Below are 13,413 nucleotides of genomic sequence, written 5' to 3'. Positions count from 1 at the left end.
GGCGGCTGGAGCGCGAGCGCCGGGCGCGCGTGGACGAGGTGCTGGAGCTGTGCGGGCTCACCGCGCTGCGCGACGCGTACGCGGCGGCGCTGCCGGTGGGGCAGCGGCGGCTGGTGGAGCTGGCCCGCGCCCTGGCCGACCGGCCGAGGCTGCTGCTGCTCGACGAGCCCACCTCCGGGCTCGACGCGGAGCAGACCGCCCGCCTGCGCGAGGTCCTCGCGGCGCTGGACACCACGGTGCTGCTCGTCGAGCACGACATGGGCTTCGTCATGGACGCCTGCGACCGGCTGGTGGTGCTCGACCTCGGCCGGGTCATCGCCACGGGCACGCCGGACGAGGTCCGGGACGACCCGGTGGTGCGGGCGGCGTACCTGGGCTGACTCAGAAGGACGGGGCGGCGCGGATCGCCGTGAGCAGGTGGGCGTGGACGCGGGCGACCGGCTCGGCGGACAGGCCGCCGGAGCGGACCGCGAGGTAGCCGGTGTTGATCGGCGGCATCTCCGGCTCGGCCAGCGCCACCAGCGCCCCGGACGCCAGGTGCGCGCGGCACAGGTACGAGGGCAGCACCGAGCACCCCATCCCGGCCAGCACCGCGTTCAGGACGCCCCGCAGGTCGGGGATCACCACCTGGGCGGCCATCGACGGGCGCCGGCCGAAGACCGTGCGCCAGTAGCGCCGCACGATCGGCAGGTCCTCCGCGTACGCGATCAGCGGCAGCTCGCCCGGCCACCGTCCCGCCACGGCCGGGGCGGCGACCAGCACGAACTCCTCGTCGTACACCGGCTCGGCCTGGATGCCGCGGTGGCGCGGCCGGATCGTGGAGATCACCAGGTCGAGCCGCCCGGCGGCCAGGCCGGCGAGCAGGTCGTCCGACAGGCCGAGCGTGAGGCGCACCCGCAGCCCGTCGGCCACCAGCGGCGCCAGCATCGGCACCACCTGCTCCGACAGGAACTCCGCCGGCCCGCCGAGGTGCACCGCGCGTTCGACCGGCAGCCGCGAGCCCACGACGGCGTCCAGCGTGTCGAGGGGAGCGGCCACCCGGCGGGCCAGCTCGTCCGCGGCGGCCGTGGGCGTCACGCCCCGCGGCATGCGGTCGAACAGCGGCCGTTCCAGGGCCGCCTCCAAGGTCTTGACCTGGGCGGTGACGGCGGGCTGCGACAGCCGGAGCGTCCGGGCCGCCGCGGTGATCGACCCGGTGCGGTAGACCGCGAGGAAGGTCCTGAGCAGATCCAGCGATACCGGCATATCAGTATTCTGATGCCTCAACGGGCTTCGCGCTATTTGTGGCTGATGGCCGGGGGCGTCATCCTGGGGGCATGACCAAGCGCATTCTCATCGCTCTGACCAGCCACGACGACCTCGGGGGCGTGCGCGGGACCGGCTACTACGTGTCCGAGGCGGCCCACCCGTGGGAGGTGTTCCGGGCGGCCGGGTTCGACGTGGACGTGGCCAGCGTGCGCGGCGGCGAGCCGCCCCAGGACGGCCACGACCCGTCCGACGAGGTGCAGAACGCCTTCCTCGCGACGGAGGCGGCCCGCGACACCGCCAAGCTGGCCGACGTGGACGGCTCCGCCTACGACGCCGTCTTCTACGCCGGCGGCCACGGCACCATGTGGGACTTCCCGTCCGACCCCGACGTCGCCCGCGTCGGCAGGGAGGTGTACGAACGCGGCGGCGTGGTGGCCGCCGTCTGCCACGGGCCGTCCGCCCTGGTGAACCTCACGCTGTCCGACGGCACCCACCTGGTGGACGGCAAGCGGGTCGCCGCGTTCACCGACAGTGAGGAGAAGGCCGCGGGCGTGGACACCGTCGTGCCGTTCCTGCTGGCGGACGCGCTGGTGGAGCGGGGCGCGCGGCACGAGGCGGCGCCGGACTGGCAGGCCCAGGTGGTCGTCGACGGCCGTCTCGCCACCGGCCAGAACCCGGCCAGCGCCGCCCCACTGGCCGAGCGCGTCGTCGAGCTCCTCGCGTAGCGCCCTCCCGGCCCTGGGGGTACGGCGGCCCGTCCCGAGGAAAGACATCGGGCATGACGTTGCACCCCAACCTGGACCCGGAGCTGCGCGAGGCCCTGGAGCGGGCGCCGCTGCCCACGCTGGAGGCGGCGACGCTCACGCCCGAGGTCGTCGTACGGCAGCGGGCCGAGCTGGACGCCCTGCTGACGCTCATGCCGCCGCCGGGGCCGGGGGTGGAGGTCGGGGACAGGCACGTGCCCGGCCCCGAAGGCGACGTACGCCTGCGTGTCTATGCCCCGGCCACCCCGCCCGAGCACTCCCGGCCCTCCGGGAGTGCTCATCCGGAAGGCCCGCCCGAGCTCTCGCGGTCGGCCGGGAGGCCGTGTCTGTACTGGATCCACGGCGGCGGCATGGTCTTCGGCCGGCCGGAGATGGACGACGGCCTGCTGGCCGGCTACGTGGAGCGGCTCGGCTGCGTCGCCGTCTCCGTCGACTACCGGCTCGCGCCCGAGCACCCGCACCCCGCGCCCGTCGAGGACTGCTACGCCGGCCTCGTGTGGACCGCCGCGAACGCCGCCGGGCTCGGCGTCGACCCCGCCCGGCTGGCCGTCGCCGGCATGAGCGCGGGCGGCGGCCTGGCCGCGGCCACGACCCTGCTGGCCCGCGACCGGGGCGGCCCGGCCGTGGCGTTCCAGCTCCTGGCCTGCCCGATGCTCGACGACCGCGGTGTCACCCCGTCCAGCCGCCGCCTCGCCGACGCCCTGCTGTGGGACGGCGCGGCCAACGCCTTCGGCTGGCGGGCCCTGCTCGGCGACCGGGCGGGCGGCGAGGACGTCTCCCCGTACGCGGCGCCGGCCCGGGCGGCGGACCTGGCGGGGCTGCCTCCGGCGTTCGTGGACGTGACGGAGCTGGAGATCTTCCGGGACGAGGCGCTCGAGTACGCCCGGCGGCTCGCCGAGGCGGGGGTCTCGACGGAGTTCCACCTGTATCCGGGCGGCTTTCACGGGTTCGATGTGCTGCTGCCGGACACCGAGCTGGGCCGGGCCGTCTCCGCGGCCCGGCTCGCCGCCCTCCGGCGCGCCTTCCGGCACCGATGAGGAGCTCCGCCGCCGCCACTCGGCGCGAATGCCCGAGCGCATGCGGGATGTCCGTGGTCAGGGGACGGCACGATGCCGCGCAGCTGGCCAGCTAACCAAGCGTGCGCTAGGTTGGTGTGGTGGATCTCGACTTCACCAGGGCCGAGCTGGACTTCCGCGCAGAGGTCCGCGGCTGGCTGGCCGAGCACGTACCCGACCGGCTCCCGTCGATGGACACCCCCGAGGGCTTCGAGGCGCACCGCGCCTGGGAGGCGCTGCTCGCCTCCGCCCGCCTCTCCGCCGTCTCCTGGCCCGAGGAGTACGGCGGGCGCGGCGCGTCGCTCGTCGAATGGCTGATCTTCGAGGAGGAGTACTGGGCCGCGGGCGCCCCCGGAAGGGTCAGCCAGAACGGGATCTTCCTGCTCGCCCCGACCCTGATGGCGTTCGGCACCGAGGAGCAGCGGCGCGCCTGGCTGCCCGGCATGGCCCGCGCCGACCAGGTCTGGGCGCAGGCGTGGTCCGAGCCCGAGGCCGGCAGCGACCTGGCCGCCCTCACCTCCCGCGCGGAGCGGGCCGACGGCGGCTGGCGGTTGTACGGGCAGAAGACGTGGAGCTCGCGGGCCGCGTACGCCTCGCACGGGTTCGGCCTGTTCCGCACCTCCGGGGCGCGGCACAAGGGGCTGACCTACGTCATGTTCCCGCTGGAGGACGTCACCGTGCGGCCAGTCGCCCAGCTCGACGGGCTGCCCGGGTTCGCGGAGCTGTTCTTCGACGGCGTGTACGTGCCCGACGCGATGGTGATCGGCGAACCCGGGGACGGATGGCGCATCGCCATGTCCGCCACCTCCTCCGAACGCGGTCTCACCCTGCGCAGCCCCGGCCGCTTCCTGGCCACCGCCGACCGGCTCGTCGCCCTGGCCCGCGAAGCCGACCCGGCGCTCGCCGACCGGGCCGCCCGATGCTGGAGCGACGCCGAGGCGTACCGGCTGCACACCTTCCACACCGCCCGCCGGATCACGGCCGGAGAGGAGATCGGGCCCGCGTCGAGCATGGGCAAGGTCTTCTGGTCCGAGCTGGACCTGCGGATGCACGGCCTGGCCATGGAACTGCTGGGCGAGCGGGCGGGGGCGACGCCGTGGCTCGACGGGTTCCTGTTCGCCCTGGCCGGGCCCATCTACGCGGGCACCAACGAGATCCAGCGCACGATCATCGCCGAGCGCGTCCTGGGCCTGCCCCGGTGACGCCACGCCCTGCCGAGCCGGGAGGCCCGCTCGATGGACTTCGCCTTCACCCCGGACCAGCTCGCGCTGGCCGAGACCGTACGAGACGTCCTGACGGAGCACTGCCCGCCCTCGGCGTTGCGCACCGGACGCCTGCCCGCCTGGGACCGGCTCGCCGCCGTGGGGTTCTTCGGGCTGCTCGTGCCCCCCGAGGCCGACGGGCTGGGACTCGGCCTGGTGGACGCCCTGCCCGCCCTTGAGGAGACCGGCAGGGCGTGCCTGCCCGGGCCGGTCGTGGAGACGGCCGTCGTCGCGCCGTACCTGCTGCCGGGGGTGCCCAAGCTGGCCTCCGGGGCCGTGCGGGTGAGCGTGGCGCCGCCGGGCGGCGCCGGCGCGCCGGACGCGGACCTGGCCGACCTCATAGTGGTCGCCTCGGAGGACTCTTCCAGGAACGGGAACCGCGGTGAGGCGCGGGTGGTGGGGCGCGAGGCGGCGCGGCTGCGGCCCGTGCCGGGTCCGGACCCGTGCCGCCGGCTGTCCGAGGTGTCGTACACGGAATCAACGCCGCTGGACCGGCCGCTCGCCCCGGCGCTGCGCGCGGCCGCCGTGGCGACCGCCGCCCAGCTCATCGGGGTCGCCCGGAGGCTGCTGGACGTCTCCGTGGCCTACGCGCGGACCCGCAGGCAGTTCGGCGCGCCGATCGGGTCGTTCCAGGCGGTCAAGCACCGGCTGGCCGACGTGGCGGTCGGCATCGCCTTCGCGGCGCCGCTGGTCCACCGGGCCGCCCTGGCGGTGGACGCCGAGGCGGCCGTACGGGATGCGGACCGGGACGTGAGCGCGGCCAGGGCGGCCGTACCGGATGTGGGCCGGGACGTGAGCGCCGCCAAGGCGGCCGCGAGCGAGGCCGCCGACCTCGCCGCGCGCGCCGCGCTCCAGACGCACGGCGCGATCGGGTACACCGAGGAGCTCGACCTGAGGTTCTGGCTGGCCCGCGCCTGGTCGCTGTCGGCCGCGTACGGCGGCGCGGCCGAGCACCGGGCCAGGATCCGCGAGGCCCTCGCCGGCGGCGACCTCCGGAGGTACCCGTGAAGTACGGCGTGCCCCTGGGCCTCATCCACCCGGCCGCGTGGAAGGACGTCGCGGTCGCGGCCGACCGGCTCGGGTTCGAGTCGGTGTGGCTGCCGGAGCATCTCGTGTTCACCACCGACCTGTCGTCGGCCGCCTACCCGGGCGGCTCGAACCCGGGCATCAAGCCGTCCACGCCCCTCTTCGACGCCCCGGCGTACCTGTGCTGGCTGGCCGCGCTCACCACCCGCGTCCGGCTGGGCACGGCCGTGCATCTGCTCGCGCTGCGGCACCCGTTCGTGTCGGCGCGCGCCTTCGCCACCCTCGACGTGGTGTCGTCCGGCCGGGCGATCTGCGGGGTGGGGGCCGGGTGGTACCGGGGCGAGTGGGAGGCGGCCGGGGTGCCGTTCAAGGACCGGGGCGCCCGGCTGGACGAGGTCATCGAGGTGACCCGGCGGCTCTGGAACGAGCCCGTGGTGGCGCACGCCGGGACGTTCTACTCGTTTCCCGAGGTGGCGTTCGAGCCGAAGCCCGTACAGCACCGGCTGCCGATCCTGTGCGGCGGCGAGTCGCCCGCCGCGCTGCGCCGGGCCGCGCGGCTGTGCGACGGCTGGATCAGCATGCCGCACACGCTGGAGTCGGTCCGACCCCAGCTCGACCGCCTGGCCGCGCTCGGGGGGACGAGGTCGGTGACGGTCCACGCGTACGAGCTGGGGTCGCCGGACGAGGTGCCGTCCTGGGCGGCGCTGGGGGTGGACCGGCTCATCGTCCGTCCGTGGAGCCGGAGCCGGGACGCGGTGCCGAGCCTGGAGTCCTTCGCGGCCCGGTACGGCATCACGCGCGCGTAGGAAGGATGAGCCGGCACGACCGGTGACCGGCCGGTCTCTCGGAGTGGACGGCCCCGCCGGAGTCGCCTCCTTCGGGGCCGGCGCAGTCGTAGGTCCCGTCACCGTTCTGCGTCAGGCGCGATGGCGGCCCTTCCGGCGGCGGCTCTCCCGGGCGGGGGAGTCTGCGACCGTGGCGGCCGGGGAACGGTCCCCGGCTCCCGGAACGGCGGCCGAGGGCGCGGCCGGGACCGTCGCCGTGTTCGCGGCACCCAGGGGCCCGAGGGGGGCCCGGCCCGCCGGCGACGCCTCCGGGAGGAGCGGCGCTGAGAGCGGCGGCGTGGCGGGGGACAGGGTGCGGTGGGGGGCGGCTTCCGCGGCGGCGTAGGCGGGGGAGCGGTGGCGGCGGCCCCGGAGCGGCCCGTCCTGGGCGAACTGGTCGGACCAGCGGGGCTCCAACTGGCGCACGTCCCATCGGCCACCGGCGCGGTGGGCGTCACCGCGATGGGCGTCGGACCCGTGGGTGTTGGCGCGGTGGGAGCCGGGGTGGCCGTCACCGGGCTGCGGGTGGGTCCAGTGAGGGTCGATCCGGCGGGCGTCCATGTGGTGCGGCTGCTCGGCGCGGTGCTGCGTGGCTCCGCGGTGACGGCGGCCGCGCGGGGCGGCGTCGGGCGAGAACGTGGCCGGCTCCTCGACGGGGTGCCCGCTGCGGCGCCTCCGCCCCCGGTAGCCGCCGCTGGAGGCGTCCTGCCGCCCGGGCCGACCCGGGAGGTCCTGCCGTCCGGACCGCCCAGCGAGGTCCTGGCGCCCGGACCGCGTCTGAGCGCCGGTCACGCGGGCGGCGCCTCCGCGGGTGCCTTCCCAGCGTGCGTAGCGGCCCTGGAGGCCGTCATCCGTGCGGGCGTGGCCGCCCTGGAGACCGTCCGTGACTCCGGACCGTCCCTGGAGTCCGCCCTGGTGGGCGTAGGCGCCCTGAGGCGCGTCCAGACGGGCGGCCGGTCCGTCCAGGCGGGCGGCCGGCTCGTACAGGTGGGCGTCCGCGTCGTACGGGGCCTCGCCGGCGCTCATGGGACGGGCCGGACGGCCGCCGAAGGCGTCCCATGATTCCTCCTCGCGCGGCAGGCCCTGGGCGTCGCGCAGGAGGGGCTGGGCGTCACGCAGCAGGTGCGCGACGTCCGGCGGCAGGGACTCGGCGGCCGGCCACGGCTCCGAGGACACGTACCGCGTGACGCGGATGGCGCCGGACGTGTGAGGTGTCTCCGGGGCACGGGCGGACGACCGGCCGGCGGCGGAGCGGGGGCTGAACGCGTCGAACCGGCTCGTCGCCTCCGGGATCGCGAAGGTGCCCGGCGGCAGCGCCAGGCGCGCGGCGATCGTCTCCGCTGACAGCCCCCACTGCGCCGCGGCCGTCTCCAGCGGTACGAACCTGCCGCGGCCCGTCGCCGGGCCCGGCGTGGTCTCCATCGGGACGATGCGGCGGGCGCCGAGCGCCTCCAGCGGCGTGCCCTGGTGGATGGCCGTGGGCTCCAGCGGAGCCGCGGACGCGTCCTCCGAGAGGAAGGCGAGAATGTCCGGGTGCAGGGGCATGGGGCCCGTGGCGGCCGGGTCCACCGGGAAGAAGTCCGCGGAGGACGCCGCACCGGCACCGTACCCGGAGCCGGAGCCCGGGCGGAGGGTGGCGGAGGAACCGCCGAGGGCCGCCGAGCGCGACGCGCTGACCGGCTCGACCGTCTCCAGCAGGGCGTCCGCGGCCGGGTGAGCGGAACGTCCCGCCCCGGCCAAGGCGCCCGCTGTCACGAGGGTGCCGGTCGTCAACGTGGCGTCCGCCGTCGTACGGCGCACCATCGTGGCCTTGACCGGGGTGCTCGCGGTGGCCGGGGCGAAGGCCGGGCGGCGCGGACGGCGGTGGCGGCGGCGGCCCGGAGCGGCCGGGGCCGGGGTGGCCGTCGCGGGCCGGGCGCGCATGTGCCGGGTCTTGGCCACCGCCAGCAGCGCGAGCGCGGCCACCAGCGCGGAGCCCACCAGCGTCGGCGACTCCAGCGCCGGGGACGGGTGCGAGGCCGAGGCGTCCACGAGCGGCGTCAGCGGCTCGCTGGTGACGGCCTTGGTGTCGGCCGTGGCGGGCTTGGCGTGCTTGCCCTTCTTGGCGGCCTTGTCGGCGTTCGTGGCGGCCGAGCTGGTGGTCTGCGGCCGGGCCTGGGGCTGGGCGGGCTGCGTCTGCGGCGTGGGGACGGTCGCCTGCTGGGCGCCGTTGCTGGGCTTCGCGGTGGGTTCGGCGCGGGCGGCCAGCGGAGGCTGGACGATGTTGACCTCGGAGTACGGGATCAGCGCCCCGAGCGTGCTGTCGGTCTGCTGGAGGAGCCCGGAGTCGGTGCTCGTCGGGGGAAGGACGGGATCGACCGAGTCCTTCCGGAACTGCTCCTCGCGGGCCTTGCGGTCGAGACGCTCCTTGATCCGCCACGGGTAGCCGTAGCCGACGACCTTGCTCGTGTCACGTTCCTTGCGCTTGAGGACGCCGCCGTCGATGTTGCCCTCGATCGTGTAGATCGTGTGGCCCTCGACCCGGGTCACGATGCCCACGTGGTCGATCCGGTCGATGTCGTCGGAGCCGCTCCAGTCGTAGAAGACGAAGGCTCCGGGCTCGGGCTTGCGCCCCCAGGCGTCGTGCTTGCGGAACCACTTGGCGTGACTGACGGTCCAGGCGAACTGGCCCATCCACTCCTCGTAGCCGAGCTTGTGCGCGGCCCAGGAGAGCATCATGTCGCACCACGGCGCGGAGGTGTAGTCGGCGTCGAACTCGATGTTCTTGCCGTACCAGTCGCCGAACTTGGTGTACGCACCGCCCCTCTCGGAGTAGCCGAGCTGGCTCTCGAGAAGGTCGATGAACTTCCGCATCTCTGGCGTCATGTAGTGCAGAGAAACCTTCCGGGCAAGACCGGATTCATCCACGCAGCCTGGGGTACACGGGGTATCCCGGGACACGTGTGACAGATCCAGAGGCCTGTAGTCTTCGTGACGATCGGAGGCTACCGTGACAAAAGGGCAGGTAAAGCACCCGTCAAGCGCGTGTCGCGCTGGTGGCGGAGGTGAAGGTGCAGGTCAAAAGCTTGCCAGATTTGTCCAAAGAACGTGTTGTTTATAGGTAAAAGATCTACCTTGTAGCGCCGAAGATCCCGATTTGCTAGAACGTGTTCTAAGATGCGTTCCATGACGATCGACGTCGCCGCCCAGGACGCCCGCCTCGAAGCCCTCTGCTCCCTGGCGCAGGGGACCAGGGAGTTCATGGACGCCGTGGCCCTCACCGAGGTGGGCGGGAGCGAGATCGCCGCCGTGGCCGCCGAGCTGGCCACCCTGACCGCGCGCCTGCGGGCGGCCGTGCGGGAGACCCCGCAGCCGCTGGAGATCGGCGCGGACGGCACCGTGCGGCACCTCGGCAACGCCGTCACCGGCGCCGCCAACCCGCACGCGCTCCCTCTCGTGGTCGAGCGCGACCCCGAGGGCGGCGTACGCGCCGACATCGCCTTCCGCCCCCTGCACGAGGGGCCGCCCTCCGCTGTCCACGGCGGCATCAGCGCGATGATCCTCGACCACCTGCTCGGCCAGGCGGTCGCCGCCGCCGGGGTGGCCGGGCTCACCGGCACGCTGACCGTCCGCTACCGGGCGACCGTCCCGTACGGCCGGCCGCTGGTGGCCACAGCGGCGCACACCCGGTCGGAGGGCCGCAAGTCGTGGGCCGACGGGCGCATCGCCCTGCCGGACGGCACCGTGCTGGTGGAGGCGACCGGCCTGTTCATCACCCCGACCGAGTGGCTCGGTCTCAAGGTCACCTGAGAGCTCTCACCGCCTCTCCCGCCGTGAGCGCCCTCACCGCCCGGGCGCGGGTCGCGGTCGCCCGGACTCGGCCCTCACTGCCCTGGCTCAGGTCACGGTCGTCCGGCCCGTTCTCAGTACCCCGCCCCGGTCGTCAGGCCGCCGTCCACCGTGAACTCGCCGCCCGTGCAGTAGCTCGACCGGTCCGAGGCCAGGAACGCCACCACGTGCGACACCTCCACCGGCTTGGCGAACCGCTTGATCACCATGGCCCGCACGAACGCCTCGGCGTCGACCTCGACCATCATGTCCGGGTTCATGGCCATGGACGTGTTGATCGCCCCGGGGTGCACGGAGTTGACGCGGATCTTGAAGGGGGCCAGCTCCCGGGCCGCCGACTTGGTCACCCCGCGCACCGCGAACTTCGAGGCCGCGTACGCCGACAGGCCTTCGGCGCCGACGAAGCCCTCGATCGAGGAGATGTTCACGATCGAGCCGCGCCCGGCCGCCTTCATGGGCTCGATGACCGACTTGACGCCGAGCCACGTGCCCTTGAGGTTCACGTCGATCACGCGGTCGAACTCCTCCGGCTCCATGTCCGCGATACGCCGAAATTTCAGGATCCCGGCGTTGTTGACCAGGACGTTCAGGCGGCCGTGCAGCGACACAGCGGTCTCCACTGCCCGCGCCCACTCCTCCCGGTCCGTCACGTCGTGATGCACGAAGGTCGCGCCGGTCTCCTCCGCCAGCGCCTTGCCCTCCTCGTCGAGCACGTCGCCGAAGACCACCTCGGCGCCCTCCTCGCGGAACAGCCGCACGTGCGCCTCGCCCATGCCCCGCGCGCCGCCCGTGATCAGCGCCACCTTGCCGTCAAGCAGTCCCACCGCGACCTCCCGCCGCTCCCGCGCTCACGCCGGCCCCGATCCCGCGCCGGCCTTCAAGACCCAGCCCGCCCGACCCGCCGCCCCTCTGGGGGTGGGCCGTCTTCTGAGGTTCTGTCATCGGATGTCCGGCCGTCGGACGTCCGGGCGTCGGATGTCCGGCCATCCGATGTCCGGCCATCCGATGTACGACCGGATGAGCGGCCGTCTGGGATGCGCCCATCCGGGGAACGGCTGTCCGGGATGCGTCCGTCCGGGGGACGGTTGTCCGCGGTCCGCCCTTTCAGGGGTCCGCCGTCCTTCGAGGTTCGGCTTTCCTTCGGGTGGCGGGCGCCCTCCGGGGGGCGGCCGTGCGCGGGCCGCCTCTCCGAGGCCAGGCAGCCGTCCAAGGTCCGGCCCGACGCGACCGCCACCGCGGCCGCCTCCATGGACCGGTACACCGGGATGCCGGCCCGCGCGGCGATCCCCCTCACCTCGTCCTCCACGCCCGCGGGCGCGCACTCGCCGTTGCGCGTGACCAGCGTGAACCTGGTCCCGGCCAGCTCCTCCTGCGCCTCGCCGAGCGCTCGGGCGTACTCCAGCAACGGCTCGGCCGCCGTGCCGTAGGTGAAGAAGCTCTGCACGTTGACGTGCGCCACGACGTCCCGGTACGGCCGGTGCCGCAGGATCGCGGCGACGGCGCTCCGCACCAGGCCGGGCCGGCTGCGCGGGCCGACGGGCACCTCCAGGGGGTTGGCCAGCGTGCTGCCCGCCCCGAGGCCGAGCCCGCGCAGGCCGGCCAGGGCCTCGCCGGGAAGCGGTTCCAGCCGTACCCCGGCCCCGTCGAACGCGTCGGCCGCGAGGACGCCGGCCCCGCCGCTCGGCCCGATCACCAGCACCCCCTCGCCCGTCGCAGGCCGCGTCCCGTGCGCCTGGAAGAACGACAGCACGCCGATCAGGTCGTCCTGGCTGCCCACCAGCGTGGCGCCGGTCTGCTCGGCAAGCGCCCGCCAGATGCGCCCGTCGCCGACCAGCCCGCCGGTGTGGGAGGCCGCCGCCCGCCGGCCCTGCGCGCTGCGCCCGCCGACCAGCAGCGCGACGGGCAGTGTGGTCGCGGCCAGCGCCTCGTACAGGGCCCGCCCCTCGCGCGGATCCTCCAGGTACAGGCCCACGGCCCGCGTCTCGGGGTCGTGCGACAGCCAGCGCAGCAGCTCGGCGGGCGTGACGTCGGCGGCGTTGCCCACGGTGGCGACCCGGCTGAAGGCCAGCCCGCGCCGCTCACCGACCTTGATCACCTCGCCGGCGAGGCCGCCGCTCTGCGAGATCAGCGCGATCGTCCCGGACGGGCCGAGGCCGCCGCCGGTGAACGTCTGGCGCCCCCGCGGGCAGTACACGCCCATGCAGTTGGGGCCGAGCAGCCGCGTGCCGGCCCCGCGCGCCGCCTCCACCAGCCCGGCCTCCAGTTCGGGCCGTCCCGCCTCGCCGAACCCGCCGCTCATGACCTGGGTGTACGGCACGCCGGTCGCCTGCCGTACGACGTCGGCGCAGCGCTCGGCGGGCACCGCGACGAGCGCGTAGTCCACGCCCGCCTCCGCCAGCGACCGCACGGCCGGAACCCCGGCGACCTCGGCGGCCTCCGGGTGGACGGCCACCACGGGCATCCCTGCGGCCCGGTAGAACTCCAGGAACATGTTGCCGAAGGTGGGACGGGTGGTGGAGGCGCCCACCACGGCCACGGAGCGCGGCTCGAACAACTCCCGGAAGTCCCCTACGTCGCCCTCGGCCTCGCGCTCCGGTGGGTGTGTCGTGGGGAGGGGGGCGGTCTGGGCCGTGCGTTCTGGTGGAGGAGTGGTGGGGAGGCGGTCCTCCTGGGCTGTGGGGTGCGCCGAGGGGGTGGTGGTGCGCGTCGCGTCTTCTGGCGGGGACGCGAGGGGGAGGTAGCGGGCGTCCACGGCCACCACGCCCGACGGCGCGGCGATCACCGGGTTGGCCTCGAACTCGCCCAGCTCCAGCCGTTCCCACAGCCCGCCGGGCCCGCCCAGCGTCATGAGCAGCTTGACCACCGCGCCGACGTCCACCCCCGGCCGCCCCCGGTACCCGTGGAGCAGCGCCGACCCGCGCAGCGAGGCCAGCATGCGGTGGACGTCGTCCTCGGAGACCGGGCACAGGGCGAGGGCGGTGTCGCGCAGCGCCTCGGCCCACACCCCGCCCAGCCCGGCCAGCAGCACCGGCCCGAACCCGGGATCGCGCACCAGCCCGGCGATCAGCTCCACCCCGGCCTCTGCCTGTTCCTCGACGAGGAATCCGGCAGGCGTGATCCCGCGCGCCGAGAGGGCCTCGCGCATGCGTCCGGCCGCGCCCTCCACCTCGGCTAGCCGCAGGCCGAGTCGTACCGCGCCGGAGTCCGACTTGTGGACCAGGCCCGGGCCGAACGCCTTGAGCACCACCGGCTCCGGCAGCCCGGCGATCGCACCGAAGCCGGACCCCTCCGAACCGGACCCCGGCTCCATGATCACGACGCCGCGCGGCACCGGCACCCCGGCCTCCCGCAGCAGCGCCTTGGCCTCGTGCTCGAAGACGGCCTCAGGGACCGGCCCGGACGCCAT

11 protein-coding genes are annotated in these 13,413 nt (G+C 74.8%); 7 read left to right on the top strand and 4 right to left on the bottom strand.

Annotated elements, in window-relative coordinates:
- The coding region (locus AB0H81_RS16940) for an ATP-binding cassette domain-containing protein (protein ID WP_358375234.1) at positions 1-380 on the top strand (380 nt) is incomplete at its 5' end.
- A gap of 1 nt (position 381) precedes the next feature.
- On the opposite strand, the gene AB0H81_RS16935 is transcribed toward AB0H81_RS16940, so the two are convergent.
- Positions 382-1,245 carry a LysR family transcriptional regulator gene (locus tag AB0H81_RS16935; RefSeq protein ID WP_358375231.1) on the bottom strand — a complete coding sequence of 288 codons (864 nt, stop codon included), beginning with the start codon at positions 1,243-1,245 and terminating at the stop codon, positions 382-384.
- A gap of 71 nt (positions 1,246-1,316) precedes the next feature.
- On the opposite strand from AB0H81_RS16935, the gene AB0H81_RS16930 reads away from it, so the two are divergent.
- From AB0H81_RS16930 to AB0H81_RS16910, 5 genes are all read left to right on the top strand, one after another.
- A complete protein-coding gene (locus tag AB0H81_RS16930) occupies positions 1,317-1,973 on the top strand; it encodes a type 1 glutamine amidotransferase domain-containing protein (protein ID WP_358375228.1) in 657 nt (218 codons plus the stop codon).
- A 53-nt stretch (positions 1,974-2,026) separates the two neighbouring features.
- Positions 2,027-3,049: an alpha/beta hydrolase gene (locus AB0H81_RS16925; protein ID WP_358375226.1), complete on the top strand. Its 1,023-nt coding sequence runs from the start codon at positions 2,027-2,029 to the stop codon at positions 3,047-3,049.
- Positions 3,050-3,168: 119 nt separating this feature from the next.
- Complete coding sequence (locus AB0H81_RS16920; protein WP_358375223.1) at positions 3,169-4,269, top strand: acyl-CoA dehydrogenase family protein; 1,101 nt, start codon at positions 3,169-3,171, stop codon at positions 4,267-4,269.
- Between the two features lie 33 nt (positions 4,270-4,302).
- Positions 4,303-5,337 (top strand): acyl-CoA dehydrogenase family protein, encoded by a 1,035-nt coding sequence (locus tag AB0H81_RS16915; protein ID WP_358375220.1) that lies wholly within the window; start codon positions 4,303-4,305, stop codon positions 5,335-5,337.
- A complete protein-coding gene (locus AB0H81_RS16910) occupies positions 5,334-6,161 on the top strand; it encodes a TIGR03619 family F420-dependent LLM class oxidoreductase (protein WP_358375218.1) in 828 nt (275 codons plus the stop codon). The genes AB0H81_RS16915 and AB0H81_RS16910 overlap by 4 nt, the downstream gene beginning before the upstream one ends.
- Before the next feature lie 111 nt (positions 6,162-6,272).
- On the opposite strand, the gene AB0H81_RS16905 is transcribed toward AB0H81_RS16910, so the two are convergent.
- Positions 6,273-9,032, bottom strand: coding sequence for a CHAP domain-containing protein (locus tag AB0H81_RS16905; RefSeq protein WP_358375215.1), 2,760 nt, complete (start codon positions 9,030-9,032; stop codon positions 6,273-6,275).
- 312 nt (positions 9,033-9,344) lie between these two features.
- Here AB0H81_RS16905 and AB0H81_RS16900 point away from each other — a divergent pair, with 312 nt between their 5' ends.
- Positions 9,345-9,968 carry a PaaI family thioesterase gene (locus tag AB0H81_RS16900; RefSeq protein ID WP_358375212.1) on the top strand — a complete coding sequence of 208 codons (624 nt, stop codon included), beginning with the start codon at positions 9,345-9,347 and terminating at the stop codon, positions 9,966-9,968.
- Positions 9,969-10,081: 113 nt separating this feature from the next.
- Here the strand turns inward: AB0H81_RS16900 and AB0H81_RS16895 are convergent, their stop codons facing one another.
- Positions 10,082-10,831, bottom strand: coding sequence for a glucose 1-dehydrogenase (locus tag AB0H81_RS16895; RefSeq protein WP_358375209.1), 750 nt, complete (start codon positions 10,829-10,831; stop codon positions 10,082-10,084).
- A gap of 53 nt (positions 10,832-10,884) precedes the next feature.
- Positions 10,885-13,413: an acetate--CoA ligase family protein gene (locus tag AB0H81_RS16890; protein WP_358375206.1), complete on the bottom strand. Its 2,529-nt coding sequence runs from the start codon at positions 13,411-13,413 to the stop codon at positions 10,885-10,887.

The sequence above is a fragment of the Nonomuraea sp. NPDC050691 genome, from assembly GCF_040654455.1.
Classification (GTDB): domain Bacteria; phylum Actinomycetota; class Actinomycetes; order Streptosporangiales; family Streptosporangiaceae; genus Nonomuraea.
The sequence above is the reverse complement of the archived record's forward strand: the minus strand, read 5'-3'. Positions and strand labels throughout refer to the sequence as shown.